The following is a 22,363-nucleotide window of genomic DNA, read 5'->3' as shown; positions in this document are numbered from 1 at the left end:
AGCAATTGCCTGACCCGCTGCGTCATCTTTCGCACTGTTGATACGCAGACCAGAAGACAGGCGCTCAATCGCCGTTCCCAGAGAAGACTGAGATTTGGTCAGGTTGTTCTGAGTCATCAGCGACAGGGTGTTAGTATTAATAACAGCCATGATGTAATTCCTTCAAAAAAAAGTTATCAGATTCAGGCATCTGCCTACGGTTTTCTCACCGTCACCCAGATTATCGACCGCTTGCTGGTAACCTTTAGGAAAAAACATCACTTTTTTAAAGCGGAAAAGAGCCCGCTATTATCTGGCTTTATTCCGCCATTGTTTTTAAAAAAACCCTCTAATCTTTTCGCAGTCGCTGCCGATAATCCCCTCAGTGATTGTCCAAAACTGGAAGGATGAAGATATGTCAAGTATTAGTTCGCTCGGCGCAGGCACCAGCCTGGATCTCAATACGCTGTACGCTAACTTGCAAACAGCGGAAGAGACCAAGCTTACACCGATTACTACTCAACAGACTTCGTATAAAGCAAAACTGACAGCGTGGGGCGTGGTGCAAACGTCGCTGACGAAGTTGCAGACTGCTGCTAACGCGTTGAAAAACACGTCGAGTATTGCAGCGACTAAAGTATCAAGCACCAACACGGCTTTTACCGCCACGCTGGCGAATACCGCCGCGGCCGGTACGTATTCTATCGATGTGACTTCACTGGCGGCATCACAGTCTCTGCTGAGCCCGAAAGTCGCCAGCAAAGATACCGATTTAGGTGACAGCAGCATGAGCTCGCGCACCATCACCATTACGCAGCCGGGGCAAACCAACCCGCTGTCGGTGACGCTGTCGAGTGATAAAACCAGTCTTGCTGACATTCGCGATGCGATTAACAAACAGCAAGGCAGCGTCACCGCAAGCGTCATTAAAGCGGATGACAGCAGCTACTACCTGGCGCTGACATCACGTGATAGCGGCACCACAAACCAGATGACCATCACCACCGATGATGCTCAACTGGCGCAATACATTAGTTACGATTCCACGAATCCCAGCAGCACCAGCAACAAGATGACGCAACAAGTTGCCGCTGCGGATGCGAAATTGAAGATTAACGGGATTGAAATCACCCGTAGCAGCAACACGATCACCGATGCGCCAGAAGGCGTAACGCTGACGTTGAACAAACTGACAACCTCCGGCTCTCCGGAAACGCTGTCGGTAACAAAAGACAATGCGCCGATGACCGCTGCCATTCAGGCTTATGTTGATGCGTATAACTCGCTGCAAACGACTATCGCTAACCAGACGAAATATACAGCGGTAGATAAAGGTAGCGACGCGCAGAGCACGTCAAATGGCGACTTATTAGGCGATGGTACACTGCGTAATATTCAGACGCGCCTGCGTTCAGTATTGTCCGCAAGTCAGAGCGCAACCGGCAGCAGTGTTTCCATACTGTCGCAACTGGGAATTACGCAGGATACTTCCGGTAAACTGACCGTAGATAGCACCAAGCTTGACAAGGCGCTGAACGAAAAATCGGCGGATGTGATCAGTTTCCTGTCCGGGGACGGTAAAACCACTGGTTTTGCAACCCAGGCCAGTAACCTGTTGGCAGACTTTTTAGGTACTTCCGGCTCTGTGCAGAACGCAACTGATGGCATCAACAAGACGCTGAAGCGTCTGTCCGATCAGTACGATCGCACAAATGAGCAGATTACGGCGACGATGGCGCGTTATAAAACGCAGTTCACCAGCTTAAGTACTTTGGTCTCTTCCCTGACATCCACCGGGAACTATTTGACTCAGCAATTTAACGCAATGAACGCATAAACCAGTTAGTTGAGGTTTGACATGTATACGAAATCGGGAACTCAGGCTTATGCACAGGTCGGCGTGGAAAGCGCCGTCCTGAGTGCCAGCCCACATCAACTCGTGGTATTACTTTTTGATGGTGCGTTAAGCGCCATGAAAAAAGCCGCGATCCTGATTGAGCAGGGAGATATTCCCGGTAAAGGACAGGCGCTTTCAAAGGCTATTAATATCATTACCAACGGCTTGCGGGCCGGGCTTGACCACGAAGTCGGTGGCGAGCTTTCCGCAAACCTGGATAGTCTTTATGACTATATGACAAGACGTCTTTTACAGGCAAACCTCCACAATGACCTCTCAGCCATTGATGAAGTTTCAACGTTGCTGAACAACATCGCTGATGCCTGGAAAGAGATTGGCCCCAATAATCAATCCGCGCGGGACACTTACTAATGGAAGCAAATTTCGGGTTGCTCCACCACTATCAGCAGCTGTTGGTCGTCAGCCGTACCATGCTTAGCCTCGCGAAGGAAGGGCGTTGGGACGAACTCATTGAGCACGAGATAGGCTATATCAAAGCTGTAGAACAATTGACTCAATTCCAGGATGCCAGTGAAATTGCGCCTCAGATGCAGGCGCAAATTCGACCATTGCTCCAGCAAATTCTGGATAATGAAGTCGTGCTGAAACTCCTGTTGAACCAACGGATGGACGAATTACGGACATTGGTTGGACAGACATCCCGACAACATAACCTGCATTCGACATATGGACGTCTCTCTGGAAACATACTCTTCCCTAACGAGATTTAATTCTCATCCCCGGCGGGTGATCTGCTTGTCATCCCTCACCCGCCCGGTTTGCTTTTTTGTGCGTTCACCCCTCCTCCTCTTTTGACACGCCCCATTGCTTTGCCTGAGTCCCCATTCCACGGTTTGGCAAAAATGCGCTTTCTCGTTCTGTTTTTAAAATCTCATCCATACTTCCAGAGTCGCACTCTGGAGCACGGAATATGAAGAACCCCACCCTGTTACAGACCTTTCATTGGTATTACCCCGATGGCGGTAAGCTCTGGCCTGAACTGAGCGAACGCGCTGCGGGTTTCAACGATATTGGCATTAACATGGTCTGGCTTCCCCCGGCATATAAAGGCGCATCCGGCGGCTATTCTGTGGGTTACGACAGCTATGATCTGTTTGACTTAGGCGAGTTTGACCAAAAAGGCTCTGTGGCCACCAAATACGGCGATAAAACGCAACTACTGGCCGCCATCAATGCATTGAAAGAAAACGATATTGCCGTCCTGCTTGATGTGGTCGTCAACCACAAAATGGGCGCTGATGAAAAAGAGGCTATCCGTGTTAACCGGGTGAATGCGCAGGATCGCACACAGATTGATGATGAGATCATCGAGTGTGAGGCCTGGACACGCTATACCTTTCCGGCCCGCGCCGGACAATACTCGCAATTTATCTGGGATTTCAAATGCTTTAGCGGTATCGACCATATTGAAAATCCGGACGAAGACGGGGTGTTCAAGATCGTCAACGATTACACCGGCGATGGCTGGAATGATCAAGTGGACGATGAAATGGGCAATTTCGACTACCTGATGGGTGAAAATATTGATTTTCGCAATCACGCCGTGACCGAGGAGATCAAATACTGGGCGCGCTGGGTCATGGCGCAAACCGGGTGCGATGGTTTTCGCCTGGACGCGGTAAAACATATTCCCGCCTGGTTCTACAAAGAGTGGATCGAACATGTACAGGAGGTCGCGCCAAAGCCGTTGTTTATTGTTGCGGAATACTGGTCACATGAGGTGGAAAAGCTACAGCAGTATATCGCTCAGGTCGACGGTAAAACCATGCTGTTTGACGCCCCGCTGCATATGAAATTTCATGAAGCATCGAAACAGGGGCGCGATTATGACATGAGCCAGATTTTTACCGGCACGCTGGTTGAAGCGGACCCCTTTCATGCGGTGACGCTGGTCGCCAACCACGATACGCAGCCGTTGCAGGCGCTGGAAGCACCGGTAGAAGCCTGGTTTAAACCACTGGCCTATGCCCTGATCCTGCTACGGGAAAATGGCGTGCCGTCGGTCTTCTACCCTGACCTGTATGGCGCACATTACGAGGATACCGGAGGCGATGGGGAAAATTACGCTATCGACATGCCGGTTATCGAACAGCTCGATCAGTTGATCCTCGCCCGCCAGCGCTTTGCACATGGGGTACAAACACTGTGGTTTGATCACCCCAACTGTATTGCCTTCAGTCGCAGCGGCACCGACGACGATCCCGGCTGCGTGGTGGTGCTGTCCAACGGTGATGATGGCGAAAAAAGCATTACGCTCGGCGAAAATTATGGCAATAAAACCTGGCGTGACTTTCTGGGCAACCGCGAAGAATCGGTAACGACCGACGAAAGCGGTTCCGGAGTGTTTACCTGTAATGGCGGCAGCGTCAGCGTGTGGGTAATAGAGGATGTGCTCTGAGTCTGTGCCGGGTGAGCGCGTCACCCGGCCAGTGACCTTAGCGGGAAAGACTCAGCCCGGCGTCGGCTCGCGCCTTCTCACACTCCACCGTGAGTTTATCCACTTTTTTCAGCGTCATACCATCGACTTCCAGCAACGCGCCACCTTGTTCAAGACGGTAGATGTCACGATTCTGCGTGACGTTGTACAGTTTGCCATCGTTGCGCATTAATTTACCCGGGACGACAATCACTCGCTGCCACTGGCGGCAATCCAGTGTATCGCCGCCGGGCGTAATCATCAGACTGGCGATCGCCTCCGGGCTGACCAGTTTGCTCTGCGGTCCCGCCGACTGCCAGTAGCCCGCCAATCCTGCAGGCGCAGGTTGTTTAACCACCGCCTGATAATTTTCCACCTGCATGCAGCCGCTTAGCAGCATTACCGCACCGAGGATCACTCGCTTTTTCATCTTTTGCCCTGCTCGCGAAGAAAAAAATATTGTGGCATTAAAGCGTTATCGTCGCCACCCTTTCCCCACGGTCGGCAAGTTTGATCTGCTCCAGGTTTTTGCGCTATTTCGCATCAGATTTTGCCGCAGCCGTGTATCATCCGACTCTTTTCGCAAGACTATCCACACTCCTTCTGAGTTCAGAGGTTTTTACTATGTCCTGGCAACAGTTTAAGGATCGGTTTTTAATTAAATTCTGGTCTCCTGTCCCGGCCGTTATCGCCGCCGGCATTCTCTCCACCTACTATTTCGGTCTCACCGGCACATTCTGGGCCGTTACCGGCGAATTTACCCGCTGGGGCGGGCAACTGCTGCAACTGGCTGGCGTGCACACGGAAACGTGGGGCTACTTCAAATTGATCCATCTGGACGGCACGCCGTTAACGCGTATCGACGGCATGATGATCATCGGGATGTTTGGCGGCTGTTTTGCCGCTGCGTTATGGGCCAATAACGTTAAGCTGCGCTTTCCGCACAGCCGGATCCGCATTGCGCAGGCAATCGTCGGCGGGATGATTGCCGGTTTTGGCGCACGCCTGGCGATGGGCTGTAACCTCGCCGCGTTTTTCACCGGTATCCCGCAGTTTTCATTGCACGCCTGGTTTTTCGCGGTGGCGACCGCTATCGGCTCCTGGTTTGGTGCACGCGTTACCCTGCTGCCGCTGTTCCGCATTCCGGTAAAAATACAAAAAGTCTCCGCCGCATCGCCGTTAACGCAAAAACCGGCTCAGGCGCAGCGCCGCTTCCGCCTCGGTATGCTGGTGTTCGTGGGAATGCTCGGCTGGGCACTGTTCACCGCCATGAACCAACCCAAACTGGGGCTGGCGATGCTGTTCGGCGTCGGTTTTGGTTTACTGATTGAGCGGGCGCAAATCTGCTTTACATCGGCGTTTCGCGATATGTGGATCACCGGGCGCACCATGATGACCAAAGCGATTATCTTCGGCATGGCGGCCAGCGCCATCGGCATCTTCAGTTACGTGCAACTTGGCGTGGAAGCCAAAATCATGTGGGCCGGTCCAAACGCCGTGATCGGCGGGTTACTGTTCGGCTTCGGCATTGTGCTGGCAGGCGGCTGCGAAACCGGTTGGATGTATCGCGCCGTTGAAGGTCAGGTGCACTACTGGTGGGTAGGTCTGGGTAACGTGATAGGCTCGACCATTCTCGCCTGGTTCTGGGATGACATCTCCCCGGCGCTGGCAACCCACTGGGATAAAATCAATTTACTCAACACTTTCGGCCCGCTCGGCGGACTGCTGGTGACTTACCTGCTGCTGCTGGCGGCGTTGCTGCTGGTGATTGGCTGGGAAAAACACTTTTTCCGCACTAAAGCAGTTACCCCTGCGAAGGAGGTTGCATGAACATCGTGCCTGATTACCGTCTGGATATGACCGGCGAACCCTGTCCCTACCCGGCCGTGGCCACGCTGGAAGCCATGCCGCAGTTGAAAAAAGGTGAAATTCTGGAAGTGGTGAGCGACTGTCCGCAGTCGATTAATAATATTCCCCTTGATGCACGCAACCACGGCTATACCGTTCTGGACATTCAGCAGGATGGGCCAACCATTCGTTATCTGATCCAGAAATAACCCGCCACCGCCCTCTCCGGACCCGGAGGGGGCGCAACATCCCAGGCTGCCCTCACCCTCAGGTCGCGAAAACGTCATGTTCACTGAAGGCGGCAATTTTCTGTAACCCCATGCCGTCGCAATACATGCGGCAAGTCAGTTCAAGGTCAGTCACCGGTTTGGCGATGCGCATATGCGTAAAGGTCATCAGGCATTCCTCGTCGTTTCACAAGAGTGGTGATGACGGACTTTATCCGCCCGGCGAAAAACCGATGTGATCATCCGTGTTCATGCACAAAGAGAGGGAGCGGCGCATGACGATAAGCACCGTAAAGAGAGAAAGCGCAGGAAAGGAGGATAATCAGCGGATTATCCTCCCTCTTTGCAACGCTGATCGACTAGATCTGCATGTTCATCACGTCCTGGTAAGCCGAAACCAGTTTATTACGCACCTGAATCCCCATCTGCAATGAGATAGAGGATTTTTGCAAATCGGTCATCACATCATTCAGCGCCACGCCCGGCTCGCCGAGGGTGAACTTTTCCGCCTGCGTGCGGGCTGCATTTTGCGTGTCGCTGATGCGATCCAGCGCGGCATGCAGTTGCCCGGCGAAACTGATGGTCGGTTCGCTTTCCACGCTCTGATTGCGCGCAATCCCCGCAGTGGCCTGCAACTGACTGACGACGCTTTCAATGCCCTGTATAGCCATGGTTTTTCCCCGGATGGTTTGATACCCGACAAGGTTAACAGCTTGTCAATGAGATAATTGCGGTAAATAGCGATAAAAAACCAGGTTATTTGGGGCATAGAAAATTCGGATTCATCAAATAATGGCATTGCCATGTAAATGGACAATTGTCGAGTTTGCCGACCCGGGAGCCTGTTTTGTTTCTCAACTCAAATAACAATATCCGCCCAGAGTTACGAGGTGTGCAATGAGTGCAACTGCTACAACTGCACCGCAGAATAAATCTCTTGAGTGGATCAACCGCTTGCGCGCGAACCCCAAAGTTCCATTAATGGTGGCCGGCGCTGCAGCCGTTGCCATCATCGTTGCAATGGTTCTGTGGGCGAAAAGCCCGGACTATCGCACGCTTTATAGCAACCTGTCCGATCAGGACGGCGGCGCTATTGTTACCCAGTTAACACAAATGAATGTTCCTTACCGGTTTGCTGATGCCGGTGGCGCGATTGAAGTTCCGGCGGATAAAGTCCACGAGTTGCGTCTGCGTCTCGCCCAGCAAGGTCTGCCGAAAGGCGGCGCAGTCGGTTTCGAACTGCTGGATCAGGAAAAATTCGGCATCAGCCAGTTTAGCGAGCAGGTTAACTACCAGCGCGCACTGGAAGGTGAACTGGCCCGTACTATCGAAACGCTGGGTCCGGTAAAAGGCGCCCGCGTACATCTGGCCATGCCAAAACCGTCGCTGTTCGTGCGCGAACAGAAATCACCGTCTGCCTCCGTCACCGTTAACCTCGAACCGGGCCGTGCTCTGGACGACGGTCAGATCAGCGCCATGGTGCACCTGGTTTCCAGCGCCGTCGCGGGCTTGCCGCCGGGCAACGTCACCGTGGTTGACCAGAGCGGTCGTTTGCTGACGCAAGCCGGTACTGCCGGTCGCGATCTGAACGATGCTCAACTGAAATACACCGCTGACGTAGAAGGCCGTATTCAACGCCGCATCGAAGCGATTCTGGGTCCGATCGTGGGCAACAGCAATGTGCATGCGCAGGTTACCGCGCAGCTTGATTTTGCCAACAAAGAGCAAACCGAAGAGCAATACAGCCCGAACGGCGACCCGTCACAAGCGGTTCTGCGTTCACGTCAGGTCAACAGCAGCGAACAGATTGGCGGTCAGAATCCTGGCGGCGTCCCTGGCGCACTGTCTAACCAGCCTGCGCCGGCCAATACCGCGCCGATCTCGACGCCGCCGGCCAATCAGCAGAATCAACAAGGCCAGCAAGCTCAGCAAGGTCAGACGACATCCACCGCCAGCACCGCGACCGGTCCGCGTAATTCGACACACAACGAAACGTCGAACTATGAAGTAGACCGCACGATCCGCCACACCAAAATGAACGTGGGCGATGTGCAACGTCTGTCCGTGGCCGTGGTGGTGAACTACCGTACGCTGGCTGATGGCAAAACTGCCGCGCTGACAGCCGACCAGTTGAAACAGATTGAAGATTTGACCCGCGAAGCGATGGGTTACAGCGAAAAACGCGGTGATACCCTGAACGTGGTCAACTCACCGTTTAACGCGAAAGACGATGTGGGTGGTCAACTCCCCTTCTGGCAGCAGCAAGCGTTTATCGATCAGCTGATGTCCGCAGGTCGCTGGCTGCTGGTTCTGATTGTCGCGTTTATCCTGTGGCGTAAAGCGGTGCGTCCGCAACTGGTACGCCGTCAGGAAGAAGCGAAAGCGATTCAGGAAGCCGCTCAGGCTCGCGCAGAGCTCGAAGAGTCGGTGGAAGTTCGTCTCAGCAAGGACGAGCAGCAGCAACAGCGTCGTACTAACCAACGCCTGAACGCCGAGGTGATGAGCCAGCGTATCCGCGAAATGTCAGACAACGATCCGCGCGTCGTGGCGCTGGTCATTCGCCAGTGGATGAATAACGAACATGAGCAATAATCTTACCGGAACGGACAAAAGCGTCATCTTGCTGATGACCATTGGTGAAGACCGTGCAGCGGAGGTGTTCAAGCACCTCTCAGCGCGGGAGGTTCAGCACCTGAGTACCGCGATGGCCAGCGTGCGTCAGATTTCCAACAAACAGCTGATGGATGTATTGCAGGAGTTTGAATCGGAAGCGGAACAATTCGCGGCGCTGAACATCAACGCCAACGACTACCTGCGTACCGTACTGGTGAAAGCCCTTGGCGAAGAGCGTGCTTCCAGCCTGCTGGAAGACATTCTCGAAACCCGCGATACCACCAGCGGTATCGAAACGCTCAACTTTATGGAGCCGCAGAGTGCCGCAGACCTTATTCGCGACGAGCATCCGCAGATTATCGCCACCATCCTTGTGCACCTCAAACGTGCGCAGGCGGCGGATATCCTGGCGCTGTTCGATGAGCGTATGCGTCACGACGTTATGCTGCGTATCGCCACCTTCGGCGGCGTACAGCCAGCCGCACTGGCGGAACTGACCGAAGTACTGAACAACCTGCTCGACGGCACCAACCTCAAACGCAGCAAAATGGGCGGCGTGAGAACGGCGGCGGAAATCATCAACCTGATGAAAACGCAGCAGGAAGAAGCGGTTATTACTGCGGTTCGCGAGTTCGACGGCGAGCTGGCGCAGAAAATTATCGACGAGATGTTCCTGTTCGAAAACCTGGTGGACGTGGACGACCGCAGCATCCAGCGTCTTCTGCAGGAAGTGGACTCCGAATCCTTGCTGGTCGCCCTCAAAGGCGCCGAGCCACCATTGCGCGACAAGTTCCTGCGCAACATGTCGCAGCGTGCGGCAGATATCCTGCGCGACGACCTTGCCAACCGCGGCCCGGTTCGTCTGTCTCAGGTGGAAAACGAGCAGAAGGCCATCCTGCTTATTGTTCGTCGTCTGGCGGAAACCGGCGAGATGGTGATTGGCAGCGGCGAGGATACCTATGTCTAATGAAATGCCGTGGAAGATCTGGAAGCCGGATGACCTGGCGCTTCCTCTCGCCGCCGAGTTCGCTCCCCTGCTGACGCAGGACGAGCCGATGATCGATGAGGAAGAAGACGCGTTATCTGCAGAACAGAAACAGCAGCAGCAACTGGCACAGATCCAGATGCAAGCGCACGAGGCCGGCTATAACGCCGGTCTGGCGGAAGGCCGCAAAGCGGGTTATGACGTTGGCTATCAGGAAGGGCTGGCACAGGGACAAGAGCAGGGTCTGAATCAGGCCCGCCAGCAACAAGCCCCGTTGCATGCGCGTATGCAGCAGCTGGTCAGCGAGTTTCAGTACACGCTGGATGCGCTGGACAGCGTTATCGCCTCCCGTCTGATGCAAATGGCGCTGGAAGCCGCACGCCAGGTGCTCGGCCAGGTGCCGATTGTGGATAACAGCGCACTGATTAAACAGATCCAACTGTTATTGCAGCAAGAACCGCTGTTTAGCGGCAAGCCGCAACTGCGTGTTCATCCGGATGATTTGCAGCGCGTTGAAGAGATGCTCGGCGCGACGCTTAGCCTGCACGGCTGGCGTCTGCGCGGCGATCCGACGCTGCATCCGGGCGGTTGCAAAGTCTCCGCCGATGAAGGCGATCTCGACGCCAGCGTGGCGACACGCTGGCAGGAACTGTGCCGTCTGGCGGCGCCAGGAGTTGTTTGATGACCGCGCGTTTGACCCGCTGGCTGACCACGCTGGACAACTTTGAAGTGAAGATGGCGCAACTGCCGTCTGTGCGCCGTTATGGTCGCCTGACCCGTGCGACCGGTCTGGTGCTCGAAGCCACCGGGCTGCAATTGCCGCTGGGAGCGACCTGTATCATCGAGCGTCAGGATGGTCAGGAGATGCGCGAAGTCGAAAGCGAAGTGGTTGGCTTCAACGGTCAACGCCTGTTCCTGATGCCGCTCGAAGAAGTGGAAGGCATTTTGCCTGGCGCGCGCGTCTATGCACGTAGCGTGATGGGCGACAATTTACACAGTGGCAAACAGCTGCCGCTCGGCCCTGCCCTGCTTGGTCGCGTGCTGGATGGCGGTGGAAAACCGCTGGACGGATTGCCGTCGCCGGATACCGGCGAAACCGGAGCGCTGATCACGCAGCCGTTTAACCCGCTGCAACGTACCGCCATTGAACACGTGCTGGATACCGGGGTACGCGCCATCAATGCGCTGTTAACCGTAGGGCGCGGTCAGCGTATGGGCCTGTTCGCCGGTTCCGGCGTTGGTAAGAGCGTCTTGTTAGGCATGATGGCCCGTTATACCCAGGCGGATGTGATTGTCGTCGGGTTGATTGGCGAACGTGGCCGTGAAGTAAAAGATTTTATTGAGAACATCCTGGGCGCAGAAGGTCGCGCCCGGTCGGTGGTTATCGCCGCGCCAGCGGATGTTTCTCCTCTGTTGCGTATGCAGGGCGCTGCGTACGCTACGCGCATTGCTGAAGATTTCCGCGACCGCGGTCAGCATGTGCTGCTGATTATGGATTCCCTGACGCGTTATGCCATGGCGCAGCGTGAAATCGCACTGGCTATCGGCGAACCGCCAGCAACCAAAGGTTACCCACCGTCTGTCTTCGCTAAATTACCGGCGTTGGTGGAACGTGCAGGCAACGGTATTCACGGTGGGGGTTCCATCACCGCGTTCTATACTGTTCTTACAGAAGGGGATGACCAACAGGATCCTATTGCTGACTCAGCGCGCGCGATCCTTGATGGACATATCGTTTTGTCACGCCGTCTGGCGGAAGCAGGCCACTACCCGGCAATCGATATCGAAGCGTCTATCAGTCGTGCGATGACAGCGTTGATTACTGAAAAACATTACGCAAGAGTTCGTAATTTCAAACAGTTGCTGTCGAGTTTCCAGCGTAACCGCGATCTGGTTAGCGTTGGCGCGTATGCGCGAGGTAGCGACCCTATGCTGGACAAAGCCATCGCATTGTGGCCGCAACTTGAAGCTTTCTTGCAACAAGGCATTTTCGAGCGTGCCGGATGGGAAGATTCGATGCAGGCATTAGAGCTGATCTTCCCGACAGCATAATGTAGTGGAGGCTGACTTCATGACGCAAAATAGCGCATTGACGACGCTTAAAGATTTGGCAGAAAAAGAAGTTGAAGACGCAGCGCTGAGGCTTGGCGAGATGCGTCGGGGCTGCCAGCAAGCAGAAGAACAATTAAAAATGCTGATCGACTATCAGCATGAGTACCGTAGCAGTCTGAATAACGATATGAGCCAGGGCATTGATAATCAGCGCTGGCAAAACTATCAGCAGTTTATTCAGACGCTGGAAAAAGCTATCGAGCAACACCGCCATCAACTGGCGCAGTGGACCCAGAAAGTCGATGTCGCGCTGGGTTGCTGGCGGGAGAAAAAGCAACGTCTGCAGGCCTGGCAAACATTGCAGGACAGGCAAAGCGCCGCAGCGTTACTGGCGGAAAACCGTCTCGATCAGAAGAAAATGGATGAGTTTGCACAGCGAGCGTCCCTGAGGAAAACAGAATGATCACCTTGCAAAAACTGCTAGTTACAGAATCAGATGCAACCACCGGCACGCAAACAGGCAAGGCTGGCGGTGATTCCGCTCAGGACTTCCTCGCTCTGCTCACCGGTGCGATGTCCGGCACTGGCGCACAAGGGCAAGAGGGCGATGCCCCCCTGACCCTCGCTGACCTGCAGGCCGCCGCGTTAAGCGGCAAGCTGGCGAAAGGTAAGCTGGCCGCCGCGTCCGGTGAAGAGGCGCAAACTCCGGCGCAAAAACTGGCCGACATGCTGGCGCGCCAAAGCATGAAAACCGACGCCACGGCGACCGCTGAAAGCAATGCCAATGTGCAGAACCTGCTCTCCGGCCTGACCCCTTCCGCCCAGACGGATGTGCTGGCTGCGCTGACGAAAACCGCGAAAGCGGCCGATGAGAAAACGGACTTAAGCGATGAAGATCTCGCTAATCTCAGCGCACTGATGGCCATGCTACCGCACCAGCAGACGCAGCAACTGACGACTGCGCAACCGGTTACCACCACCGCCACCAGCGCCATTGATGTGGGGGCAGCAGCAAACCGCGCCCTGAACACGAATGCGCTGACGGCCGACACGGGTACCGATCTGCCGCGTGCCACCGCGAAAGGCATGCATGACGCCGCCGCCAGCACGCTTCAGGTTGCCGACGATGCACAGCAATCCACCGCCTTTGCGGCCGCACTGGCATCACGCAAAGAAACGGATAACGCCGTGCAGCAAACCACCAATACCACTGCAAGCATTGCGCCGGTTACAACCACCACCAGCGCAGCGCAGGCCAGCGCTCCGGTCGCCGCACCGGTGCTCAGTGCGCCGTTGGGTAGCCATGAGTGGCAGCAGAATCTTAGCCAGCACGTCACCCTGTTCACCCGTCAGGGACAGCAGAGTGCGGAACTGCGTTTACACCCGGAAGATCTGGGGCAGGTGCAGATCTCCATCAAGCTGGAAGACAACCAGGCGCAACTGCAAATGGTTTCTGCCCATAGCCACGTTCGCCAGGCACTGGAAGCGGCATTGCCGGTGCTGCGCACCTCTCTTGCTGAAAGTGGCATCCAGTTGGGTCAGAGCAATATCAGTAGCGAGAGCTTTGCCGGCCAGCAACAACAGTCTTCTCAGCAACAGCAGGCATCACGTTCCGGTTCCGGCGATCTGTTTGGTAGCGACGATGATGAAGCATTAGTCACCCCTGCGAGCCTGCAGTCCGCCGCTCGCGGTAACGGCGCTGTCGACATCTTTGCCTAAACGCCCGAGGTAGCATGATTATCCCCGTCTTTTCCGCGCTTTGGCGGAAGCAAGACACGGGATAATCAGCTCATAGGCAGTATTAACAGGAAGCTCGTATCAGATGACTGACTCCGCTATTACCAAAAAACGCAAGCGCAATATCTGGATCCCGCTGCTGGTGTTAATCACCCTCGCAGCATGCGCCATCGCTGGCTATAGTTATTGGCATATGCAACAGAAACCTGCGGCCAGCGCGAAAGCGGAGCCACCTCCGCCGCCGCCGGCACCGGTCTTCTTCGCGCTGGACACCTTTACTGTGAACCTGGGCGATGCCGATCGCGTGCTGTATGTCGGTATTACGCTGCGTCTGAAAGATGACGCGACGCGCGCCCGACTGAGCGAATACCTGCCGGAAGTGCGCAGCCGTTTGCTGCTGCTGTTCTCACGTCAGGACGCGACACAGCTCGCAACCGACGACGGTAAACAGAAACTCGCCACTGCGATTAAAGAAACACTCGCAACGCCGTTAGTGCAAGGACAACCGAAGCAGGAAGTCACTGACGTCCTTTATACAGCTTTCATTTTGCGGTAATAACATGGGCGATAGTATTCTTTCTCAGGCCGAAATCGATGCGCTGCTCAACGGAGACAGCGATAAGAGCGATGATCCGCAACCGGGTATGGGCGGCGACAGTGAAATTCGCCCCTATGACCCGAATACACAGCGCCGCGTGGTACGTGAACGTCTGCAGGCGCTGGAGATCATCAACGAACGTTTTGCGCGCCAGTTCCGTATGGGTCTGTTTAACCTGCTGCGTCGTAGCCCGGATATTACCGTCGGCGCGATCCGCATTCAGCCATACCATGAATTTGCGCGTAACTTGCCGGTTCCGACCAACCTTAACCTGATCCACCTGAAACCGCTGCGCGGTACCGGCTTGTTTGTGTTCTCGCCAAGCCTGGTATTTATCGCCGTGGATAACCTGTTCGGTGGCGACGGGCGTTTTCCAACCAAAGTGGAAGGTCGTGAATTCACGCACACTGAACAACGCGTGATTAACCGCATGCTGAAACTGGCGCTTGAGGCCTACAGCGACGCGTGGAAGGCGATTAACCCACTGGACGTTGAATACGTGCGTTCTGAGATGCAGGTTAAGTTTACGAACATTACCACATCGCCAAACGACATCGTTGTTAACACCCCGTTCCATGTGGAAATCGGTAACCTGACGGGTGAATTCAATATCTGTCTGCCGTTCAGCATGATTGAACCGCTGCGCGAAATGCTGGTTAACCCGCCGCTGGAAAACTCCCGCAGCGAAGACCAGAACTGGCGTGATAACCTGGTCCGCCAGGTTCAGCACTCAGAGCTGAATTTGATCGCTAATTTTGCGGATATTCCCCTGCGTCTGTCGCAGATACTTAAGCTCAAACCCGGTGATGTACTGCCGATTGATAAACCCGATCGCATTATCGCTCATGTGGACGGTGTACCGGTGCTTACCAGCCAGTACGGCACAGTCAACGGACAATATGCGTTACGCGTAGAGCATTTGATAAACCCGATTTTGAATTCGCTGAATGAGGAACAGCCCAAATGAGTGATATGAACAATCCGTCCGATGAGAACAGCGGAGCACTGGACGATCTGTGGGCTGACGCGTTGAACGAACAAAAAACCACGCCGACGGGCGGTAAGAGCGCGGCTGATGCTGTGTTCCAGCAGCTCGGGGGTGGTGATGTTGGCGGCAATCTCCAGGATATCGACCTGATTATGGATATCCCGGTCAAACTGACCGTTGAACTGGGCCGTACCCGGATGACCATTAAAGAGCTGCTGCGTCTGACGCAGGGTTCCGTGGTTGCACTGGACGGACTGGCGGGTGAACCGCTGGATATCCTGATCAACGGTTATCTGATTGCGCAGGGTGAAGTAGTGGTCGTTGCCGATAAATACGGCGTGCGTATCACGGATATCATCACGCCTTCCGAGCGTATGCGCCGTCTGAGCCGTTGAGGCACGTATGAGAACACAGGCCACGGTTAGCCAACCTTCCGCCGTTCCCGGTTCGCCACTGCTGCAAGTCAGTGGCGCGCTGTTTGGCATTATTGCCGTGATCCTGATTGCCGCGTGGCTGGCAAAACGACTGGGTTTTGGTGGGAGAACCGCCGGCACCCGGGGTTTGAAAGTCAGCGCCAGCACAACGGTCGGTCCGCGTGAACGCGTGGTGATCGTCGATGTTGAAGACGCGCGCCTGGTGCTGGGCGTCACCCCGACCCAAATCAATCTGTTGCACAAGCTTCCTCCCGCGCCTGCCGAAAGTGAAGTCGTGAACGAGAAAAATGCGGACTTTCAGTCCGTGATGAAGAATTTGCTTAAGCGTTCCGGGAGATCCTGATGCGCCGTTTGTTATCCTTTGCGCTGGCCGGGCTGTTTCTGTTTGCGCCAGCCGCATTTGCTCAACTCCCCGGTCTGGTAAGCCAACCGCTGGCAAACGGCGGCCAGAGCTGGTCGCTGCCGGTGCAGACGCTGGTATTTATTACCTCCCTCACCTTCCTGCCTGCCGTTTTGCTGATGATGACCAGCTTTACCCGCATCATCATCGTCTTTGGCCTGCTGCGAAATGCGCTGGGTACGCCCTCTGCGCCGCCAAACCAGGTGCTGCTCGGACTGGCGTTGTTTTTGACCTTTTTCATTATGTCGCCAGTGATCGATAAGATTTACACCGACGCCTATCAGCCGTTCAGTGAGAACAAAATTTCCGTGGATGTGGCGCTGGAACGTGGCGCGCAACCCCTGCGTGAATTTATGCTGCGCCAGACGCGCCAGGCCGATCTGGCCCTGTTCGCCCGGCTTGCTAATACCCCGCCAATTGAAGGCCCGGAAGCCGTACCGATGCGCATTTTGCTGCCCGCCTATGTGACCAGCGAGCTGAAAACCGCCTTCCAGATCGGTTTTACCATTTTTATTCCGTTCCTGATTATCGACCTCGTGATCGCCAGTGTGCTAATGGCGTTGGGGATGATGATGGTGCCGCCGGCGACCATTGCCCTGCCATTTAAACTGATGTTGTTTGTACTGGTGGATGGCTGGCAGCTGCTGGTCGGTTCGCTGGCGCAGAGTTTTTACAGTTAGGAGTAAAGCATGACACCTGAATCGGTCATGATGATGGGCACCGAGGCGATGAAAGTTGCACTCGCTCTCGCTGCTCCCCTGCTGCTGGTCGCCCTGGTGACCGGGCTTGTGATCAGTATTTTGCAGGCGGCGACGCAAATCAACGAAATGACGCTCTCCTTTATCCCGAAAATCATCGCTGTGTTTGTGGCGATTGTGGTTGCCGGGCCGTGGATGCTGAATTTGCTGCTCGATTATATGCGCGGTCTGTTCAATAACATTCCCTATATCATCGGGTAATCCCGCTTATGCTGAACATCACCAGCGATCAGTGGCTGCAATGGCTTAACATGTATTTCTGGCCGTTGGTGCGTGTGCTGGCGCTGATTATGAGCGCACCGATCCTCAGTGAATCACGCATCCCTCGCCGCGTGAAACTCGGTCTGGGGATAGTCATTACCATCGTGATTGCCCCGACGCTCCCGGTAGTGCCGAATGTGCCGATCTTCTCTGTCGCAGCGTTGTGGGTGGCGATGCAGCAAATGCTGATTGGCATTGCGCTCGGTTTTACCATGCAATTCGCCTTTGCCGCTATCCGCACCGCGGGTGAACTTATCGGCCTGCAAATGGGCCTCTCTTTCGCCACCTTTGTCGATCCCACCAGCCACCTGAACATGCCGGTTTTGGCGCGTATTCTGGACATGCTGGCGCTGTTGCTGTTCCTGACCTTCAATGGTCATTTGTGGCTTATTTCCATGCTGGTCGATACCTTCCACACGCTACCGATTGGCGGCGACCCGGTAAGCGGTAATGCGTTTCTGGCCTTGACGCGCTCGGCAGGACTGATTTTCGTCAATGGGCTGATGCTGGCATTACCGATCATTACCTTACTGCTGACCATTAACCTCTCCCTTGGCCTGTTGAATCGCATGGCGCCGCAGTTATCGGTGTTTGTCATCGGTTTTCCCATTACGCTTAGCGTTGGGATTTTACTGATGGCAGCGATGATGCCGCTGGTCGCCCCCTTCTGCGAACGATTATTCAGCGAGATTTTCAATCTGTTAGCTGATATCGTTAGTGAACTGCCTCAGAATACAAACCCCTAGCATCGGTATTGTCTTTTTGAGGATAATCCTAAAGTTAAATTTGCAAAACATCTTCCAGGATATAACTGGCGCGGCTTATTTGTTTTTAACGGTCTCACAGAACGCAACATTTACTTTACTTTAAGAAGATTCCTGGCAAATTATACGTAACTTTACGGGATAGTGGGTTCGCCTGAAGTTTCGTGTCGCACTTCAGTAATATCAGTTTTTTTCCTGTATGGCTTCTGAAGCTTCCGGCGGTGGTGAATTATCGTTACGCATTGAGTGAGGGTATGCCATGTCAACGATTATTATGGATTTATGCAGTTATACCCGGTTGGGATTAACAGGGTATCTGACAAGTCGGGGGGTTAAAAAACGAGATATCAACGATATAAAAACCGTTGATGAACTCGAATCAGCTTGCGCCACATTCCAGCCATCCGTGGTGTTTATTAATGAGGACTGCTTTATCCATGACCCAAGCAGCAGTCAACACATTAAGCAAGTCATTAATCAGCATCCCCGTACACTGTTTATCGTGTTTATGGCAATTGCCAACATCCACTTTGATGAATACCTATTGGTACGTAAAAATTTATTGATTAGTTCTAAATCAATCAAGCCTGAGTCGCTGGATAATATTCTGGGGGACTATCTCAACAAAGAGAAAAAAAGCGTTGGCACCATTAATTTACCCACGCTGTCATTGAGTCGTACCGAGTCCAGTATGTTAAAAATGTGGATGTCAGGACAGGATACGATCCAAATCTCCGATCAGATGAATATTAAAGCCAAGACGGTATCATCACATAAGGGGAATATTAAAAGAAAGATTAAAACGCATAATAAACAAGTGATTTACCATGTTGTGCGTCTGACGGACAACGTCACGTCGGGTATATTTGTTAATATGCGTTGAAGAAATTGTTATTTATTCACCCTCCCTCTCAGGAGGGCGAAGAAATTAATCTGCTTTTTCGACGAAAACCCCGTCTGCGTGATCTTTTTCATTAAAGAACCAGATTCCGAGCGGGTAGTCTTCCAGTGACACCAGGTACATTGTACCTTCATTGAACGCTTCAACAGCCAATACCACCCCCGGACGGCGTGGACCCCCGTCCGTTTTGACCGTAACCCGATCGTTAACCTTCATATTTACCCTCCTGTTGCATTTACGCCAGTGTAGAACAAAAGCCTCGGGCTGGCAGCGCCCCCGGCGTTTAGCTGGCGATTTTTTCTACCGTCTATACTTAGCCGTGGGACTGCGAAAGAGGTGACGGCATGAAAACGGTGAAAGAGTACAGCGAAACCGCCAAACGCGACGTCAACGTTGACGTGGACGCCCTGCTGGCGGCGATTAACGAAATTAGCGAAAGTGAAATCCATCGGGTTAACGACGAGGATGGTCAACGCGTGAGCGTGGATGGCAGGGAATATCATACCTGGCGGGAACTGGCGGAAGCGTTCGAGCTGGACGTGCACGACTTCAGCATCACTGAGGTAAACCGCTAAAGAAAACTCCCGGTTGCAGCAGCAACCGGGAGGAAACTTGCTTGCGCAAGAAGCACTTAAAAATTCGTACACCAGGGAATCTGATGTAGGGGAAACTCTAACGACAAACGCGCATTAAGACAAGAATTATTGATAAAACAAATAATTAGGTAAACAAGTGTATTCCATTGGATACAAAGCGCTACCGCCGAGGGTACTCCGTACAGAGGAAAAATAACGAAAAAAATCGCCTGTACGTGCGAATGGCATGCGCAGGCAAGATGATGCTTAACTCCCCCGTCTTGAGAAAAACGAAAGGAGCGGAATATGCCCGGTCTGGACTCACCACTGCTGGTTTTTACCGATGTCGACGGCACCCTGTGCGACAGCCATACCGGTGACTGGCACGCTGCTGCCGGCTGGCTTGAACGGCTTCGCCAGCACCATGTCCCGGTCATTTTATGCAGCAGTAAAACCGCCGCCGAAATGATTGACCTGCAAAAAACACTCGGACTTCAGGGGTTACCGTTTATCGCCGAAAATGGCGCGGTGATCCAGCTTGACGAACGCTGGCAGGAACATGACAGCTACCCGCGGATTATCACCGGCTCACCCCATGACGAAATCGCCAGAGTGTTGAACCAGCTACGGCAAAAACAGGGCTGGAAGTTTACCACCTTTGACGAGCTCGACGAGCGCATACTGGCGGAGATTACCGGATTGCCCCCGGCGCAAGCCAGCCTGGCGCGCCTGCAAGAGGCATCGGAAACGTTAATCTGGCGGGACAGTGATGAACGCATGGCGGCTTTCGACACTGCTCTCGCAGGGCTGGGACTATGTTTTGTTCAGGGCGCGCGTTTCTGGCATGTGCTCGACGAACGCGGTGGTAAAGATCAGGCGGTAAACTGGTTAACCCGCCAGTACCGCCATTACACTGGAAAACGCGCCTTCACCATTGGGCTAGGCGATGGCCCTAACGATGCCCCGCTGCTGGACAGCGTCGATCACGCGATCGTCGTGAAAGGCCTGAATCGCCAGGGCGTACGACTGCGTAAAGATACGCCAGAGCGGGTGTACCATTCGCAATGCGAAGGCGCCGCTGGCTGGCGTGAAGGCCTGGATCACTTCTTTGGCTTTGGTGCAGCATCTTCCGAGCAGACCTGATTACGCCCACTGTTTTTCGCCCGGTATAACCGGCTGTCGGCAATGGATTGCAGCGTTTCAAAATCGTAGCTGCTGCTCTCCAGTGCGCCGCTGACGCCGAGCGAAGCGCTAATGCGAATGGTCGTATGCTTATGGATCAGTATCTCCTTACCGCGAATGCGCGCACGAATCCGCTCGGCAACACGAGCAGCTTGTTCAAGCGTACTGCCCGGCAGTAAAACGCAGAACTCTTCTCCCCCTACGCGCCCGGCCACATCTTCGCTGCCAATCGTGCTGCTGATCAGGCCCGCTGCATGTGACAGCACCAAATCGCCCGCCTGATGGCCATAGCGGTCGTTAACGTTTTTGAAATGGTCGAGATCGATCTGGATAATGGCAAAAGGTTGCTGCTGCTCCCGCCCCTCTTCCGTTAAGATTTTCGCCCGTTCAAACAGCGCGCCGCGATTGCACAAGCGGGTAAGCGGGTCATACCACGCCTGCCATTGCAGGGTATTTTGCATGCTGTACATGTTGTTGACCATCCGGCGGATCACCGCCCAGGCAAACAGCAGCATAGCGGTAAACAGCACCCACAACAGCGCCAGTGCAATGCTAATGCTGCCAAAATCCCCTTGCAGACCCTCGCGCAATGTTTGAATACGCAGTATGAAGCCGTCAAAGTGCCGCAGTTTCTGCCAGCTCACATAACGCGTCCCGAAACGCAGCCCGCCACGGGTATCGCGCGCCATCCCGTCCATCAACCGGGCCTGTTGGTCCGCCGTGAACGTCGGTTCTGTACGGCTGACGTCCGGCGCGTGGGTTAATAGCTGAAACTGGCTGTTATAGAGCTGATATTCGCCCTTATTCTGCCCTTCCCGCGCATCGTTCAACAGTTGCGCAATCGCCTCCACAGGAAAACTCATCGCCAGCACACCGAACCAGTAATCTCTGTAGTCCAGGGGAGCGCTGGCGATAACAAATCCCTTATCGCTCTGCCCTCCATCGGTCTGATCGGTGAACCAGCGCACTGCACGGGCGCGATTTTCACGCTCACGCTGATCGGTAAACCACGGCCGCATCAGTAAATGATAATAGGTCGGGATAATCTGCTGGCTATTTTCCAGCGGATGGGTGGCGACAAAAAAGCCGGCGCGGGAGACGTAATAAGCACGGCGCGGCAGCAACCCTGCATTGGCGGAGAGACGAAACAGATAACCGAGCTCCATGGCCGCCGTCAGTTCATTATGCAGCAGTGGATGGTCACGGTTGAGCAGTTCGCTCTGATCGACAAAATAATCGGAGACGCCATACAGCGGCAATGTCCGGCGGTTATCCAGTTCGATATTCCACTGTGGCAAGTGTCGTTGCTGCTCAAACCCATTTTGCACATTGCGCATGACGTCAAATGTCAGCGGTGTCTGTAACGCGGACTGCATGCCGTTGCGAAAAAAGAGTAAGCGATCCACACCGACCTGCATATGCCTGTCCAGCGCATTGCTGACGTTTTCCAGCATACTTCGCTGGCTGGCGACATACGCGCCTTCCAGGACAATAACTTCACGCCAGGTGAGAATGGTGGAACACACCACCACGATGACAAAGCACAGGTTAACCACCCGCGCCGGGGAGAAATACTTCTTTAGGTTTCCAAGCCGCCTTTTTTCTTTCACGACATTTTCCTGCCGCATACAGGAGCCCTGATATGCGCTGTTTCGCTGTGCTTTAGTCCCGCAATTCACGGCCTCACCCGGCCTGCGGGCAATAAAAACGCCCGGCATTGCCGGGCG

The 22,363-nt window shown here is 54.3% G+C and carries 28 protein-coding genes; 22 read left to right on the top strand and 6 right to left on the bottom strand.

Annotated elements, in window-relative coordinates; genetic code table 11:
* Positions 1-150, bottom strand: a 150-nt coding sequence (locus ACQ3G7_RS03750; RefSeq protein ID WP_496353232.1) for a flagellin N-terminal helical domain-containing protein, incomplete at its 3' end; no start/stop codon positions are given.
* Between the two features lie 244 nt (positions 151-394).
* Here ACQ3G7_RS03750 and fliD point away from each other — a divergent pair.
* From fliD to amyA, 4 genes are all read left to right on the top strand, one after another.
* A complete protein-coding gene (fliD, locus tag ACQ3G7_RS03745) occupies positions 395-1,816 on the top strand; it encodes a flagellar filament capping protein FliD (protein ID WP_430888878.1) in 1,422 nt (473 codons plus the stop codon).
* Positions 1,817-1,837: 21 nt separating this feature from the next.
* Complete coding sequence (gene fliS, locus ACQ3G7_RS03740) at positions 1,838-2,248, top strand: flagellar export chaperone FliS (RefSeq protein WP_263100391.1); 411 nt, start codon at positions 1,838-1,840, stop codon at positions 2,246-2,248.
* Entirely contained in the window at positions 2,248-2,607 is a 360-nt protein-coding gene (gene fliT / locus ACQ3G7_RS03735; RefSeq protein ID WP_430888877.1) for a flagella biosynthesis regulatory protein FliT, read from the top strand. Before fliS ends, fliT begins: the two co-directional genes overlap by 1 nt.
* Positions 2,608-2,807: 200 nt before the next feature.
* Positions 2,808-4,295 carry an alpha-amylase gene (gene amyA, locus ACQ3G7_RS03730; RefSeq protein ID WP_430888876.1) on the top strand — a complete coding sequence of 496 codons (1,488 nt, stop codon included), beginning with the start codon at positions 2,808-2,810 and terminating at the stop codon, positions 4,293-4,295.
* Between the two features lie 37 nt (positions 4,296-4,332).
* On the opposite strand, the gene yedD is transcribed toward amyA, so the two are convergent.
* The gene (gene yedD, locus ACQ3G7_RS03725) at positions 4,333-4,743 is read right to left on the bottom strand and encodes a lipoprotein YedD (RefSeq protein WP_430888875.1); all 411 of its coding nucleotides are present in this window, start codon (positions 4,741-4,743) and stop codon (positions 4,333-4,335) included.
* Between the two features lie 194 nt (positions 4,744-4,937).
* Here yedD and yedE point away from each other — a divergent pair, with 194 nt between their 5' ends.
* Both yedE and yedF read left to right on the top strand, forming a co-directional pair.
* Positions 4,938-6,143, top strand: coding sequence for a selenium metabolism membrane protein YedE/FdhT (gene yedE, locus ACQ3G7_RS03720; protein ID WP_430888874.1), 1,206 nt, complete (start codon positions 4,938-4,940; stop codon positions 6,141-6,143).
* Positions 6,140-6,370, top strand: coding sequence for a sulfurtransferase-like selenium metabolism protein YedF (gene yedF / locus ACQ3G7_RS03715; protein WP_061494296.1), 231 nt, complete (start codon positions 6,140-6,142; stop codon positions 6,368-6,370). Before yedE ends, yedF begins: the two co-directional genes overlap by 4 nt.
* A gap of 58 nt (positions 6,371-6,428) precedes the next feature.
* On the opposite strand, the gene ACQ3G7_RS03710 is transcribed toward yedF, so the two are convergent.
* Positions 6,429-6,557 (bottom strand): hypothetical protein, encoded by a 129-nt coding sequence (locus ACQ3G7_RS03710; RefSeq protein WP_430888873.1) that lies wholly within the window; start codon positions 6,555-6,557, stop codon positions 6,429-6,431.
* Positions 6,558-6,747: 190 nt separating this feature from the next.
* Positions 6,748-7,059, bottom strand: a complete 312-nt coding sequence (fliE, locus tag ACQ3G7_RS03705) for a flagellar hook-basal body complex protein FliE (protein WP_061494294.1) — start codon at positions 7,057-7,059, stop codon at positions 6,748-6,750.
* 226 nt (positions 7,060-7,285) lie between these two features.
* On the opposite strand from fliE, the gene fliF reads away from it, so the two are divergent.
* From fliF to rcsA, 14 genes are all read left to right on the top strand, one after another.
* Positions 7,286-8,980, top strand: a complete 1,695-nt coding sequence (gene fliF, locus ACQ3G7_RS03700; protein WP_430888872.1) for a flagellar basal-body MS-ring/collar protein FliF — start codon at positions 7,286-7,288, stop codon at positions 8,978-8,980.
* Complete coding sequence (gene fliG, locus ACQ3G7_RS03695; RefSeq protein WP_430888871.1) at positions 8,970-9,968, top strand: flagellar motor switch protein FliG; 999 nt, start codon at positions 8,970-8,972, stop codon at positions 9,966-9,968. Before fliF ends, fliG begins: the two co-directional genes overlap by 11 nt.
* On the top strand, positions 9,961-10,668 hold the full coding sequence (fliH, locus tag ACQ3G7_RS03690; protein WP_061494291.1) for a flagellar assembly protein FliH: 708 nt from the start codon (positions 9,961-9,963) through the stop codon (positions 10,666-10,668). The genes fliG and fliH overlap by 8 nt, the downstream gene beginning before the upstream one ends.
* Positions 10,668-12,038: a flagellar protein export ATPase FliI gene (gene fliI / locus ACQ3G7_RS03685; protein WP_263100381.1), complete on the top strand. Its 1,371-nt coding sequence runs from the start codon at positions 10,668-10,670 to the stop codon at positions 12,036-12,038. Before fliH ends, fliI begins: the two co-directional genes overlap by 1 nt.
* Positions 12,039-12,057: 19 nt before the next feature.
* Positions 12,058-12,501, top strand: a complete 444-nt coding sequence (gene fliJ / locus ACQ3G7_RS03680; protein WP_061494289.1) for a flagellar export protein FliJ — start codon at positions 12,058-12,060, stop codon at positions 12,499-12,501.
* A complete protein-coding gene (gene fliK, locus ACQ3G7_RS03675; protein ID WP_430888870.1) occupies positions 12,498-13,757 on the top strand; it encodes a flagellar hook length control protein FliK in 1,260 nt (419 codons plus the stop codon). The genes fliJ and fliK overlap by 4 nt, the downstream gene beginning before the upstream one ends.
* 103 nt (positions 13,758-13,860) lie before the next feature.
* Positions 13,861-14,331, top strand: a complete 471-nt coding sequence (gene fliL, locus ACQ3G7_RS03670) for a flagellar basal body-associated protein FliL (RefSeq protein WP_263100378.1) — start codon at positions 13,861-13,863, stop codon at positions 14,329-14,331.
* A gap of 4 nt (positions 14,332-14,335) precedes the next feature.
* Complete coding sequence (gene fliM, locus ACQ3G7_RS03665; RefSeq protein ID WP_430888869.1) at positions 14,336-15,340, top strand: flagellar motor switch protein FliM; 1,005 nt, start codon at positions 14,336-14,338, stop codon at positions 15,338-15,340.
* Positions 15,337-15,756, top strand: a complete 420-nt coding sequence (gene fliN / locus ACQ3G7_RS03660; RefSeq protein ID WP_263100375.1) for a flagellar motor switch protein FliN — start codon at positions 15,337-15,339, stop codon at positions 15,754-15,756. The genes fliM and fliN overlap by 4 nt, the downstream gene beginning before the upstream one ends.
* A gap of 7 nt (positions 15,757-15,763) precedes the next feature.
* Positions 15,764-16,138, top strand: coding sequence for a flagellar biosynthetic protein FliO (gene fliO, locus ACQ3G7_RS03655; RefSeq protein WP_061494284.1), 375 nt, complete (start codon positions 15,764-15,766; stop codon positions 16,136-16,138).
* Entirely contained in the window at positions 16,138-16,875 is a 738-nt protein-coding gene (gene fliP / locus ACQ3G7_RS03650) for a flagellar type III secretion system pore protein FliP (protein WP_061494283.1), read from the top strand. The genes fliO and fliP overlap by 1 nt, the downstream gene beginning before the upstream one ends.
* A 9-nt stretch (positions 16,876-16,884) precedes the next feature.
* Positions 16,885-17,154 carry a flagellar biosynthesis protein FliQ gene (fliQ, locus tag ACQ3G7_RS03645; protein WP_061494282.1) on the top strand — a complete coding sequence of 90 codons (270 nt, stop codon included), beginning with the start codon at positions 16,885-16,887 and terminating at the stop codon, positions 17,152-17,154.
* Positions 17,155-17,162: 8 nt separating this feature from the next.
* Complete coding sequence (fliR, locus tag ACQ3G7_RS03640) at positions 17,163-17,960, top strand: flagellar biosynthetic protein FliR (RefSeq protein ID WP_263100373.1); 798 nt, start codon at positions 17,163-17,165, stop codon at positions 17,958-17,960.
* Positions 17,961-18,237: 277 nt separating this feature from the next.
* On the top strand, positions 18,238-18,861 hold the full coding sequence (rcsA, locus tag ACQ3G7_RS03635) for a transcriptional regulator RcsA (protein WP_061494280.1): 624 nt from the start codon (positions 18,238-18,240) through the stop codon (positions 18,859-18,861).
* A 45-nt stretch (positions 18,862-18,906) separates the two neighbouring features.
* On the opposite strand, the gene dsrB is transcribed toward rcsA, so the two are convergent.
* Complete coding sequence (gene dsrB, locus ACQ3G7_RS03630; protein ID WP_263100372.1) at positions 18,907-19,095, bottom strand: protein DsrB; 189 nt, start codon at positions 19,093-19,095, stop codon at positions 18,907-18,909.
* Positions 19,096-19,223: 128 nt separating this feature from the next.
* Between dsrB and yodD the strand changes: the two genes are divergently transcribed.
* Both yodD and ACQ3G7_RS03620 read left to right on the top strand, forming a co-directional pair.
* On the top strand, positions 19,224-19,454 hold the full coding sequence (gene yodD / locus ACQ3G7_RS03625) for a YodD family peroxide/acid resistance protein (protein WP_263100370.1): 231 nt from the start codon (positions 19,224-19,226) through the stop codon (positions 19,452-19,454).
* Between the two features lie 306 nt (positions 19,455-19,760).
* The gene (locus ACQ3G7_RS03620; RefSeq protein ID WP_430888868.1) at positions 19,761-20,597 is read left to right on the top strand and encodes a mannosyl-3-phosphoglycerate phosphatase-related protein; all 837 of its coding nucleotides are present in this window, start codon (positions 19,761-19,763) and stop codon (positions 20,595-20,597) included.
* On the opposite strand, the gene dgcQ is transcribed toward ACQ3G7_RS03620, so the two are convergent.
* On the bottom strand, positions 20,555-22,264 hold the full coding sequence (gene dgcQ / locus ACQ3G7_RS03615; RefSeq protein WP_430888867.1) for a cellulose biosynthesis regulator diguanylate cyclase DgcQ: 1,710 nt from the start codon (positions 22,262-22,264) through the stop codon (positions 20,555-20,557). The two genes, ACQ3G7_RS03620 and dgcQ, sit on opposite strands and share 43 nt — an antisense overlap.
* Positions 22,265-22,363: the final 99 nt, after the last annotated feature.

Origin of the sequence: Kosakonia sp. N21, from assembly GCF_050587465.1 — a bacterium.
GTDB lineage: Bacteria > Pseudomonadota > Gammaproteobacteria > Enterobacterales > Enterobacteriaceae.
This window is presented reverse-complemented; position numbering and strand designations above follow the sequence as displayed.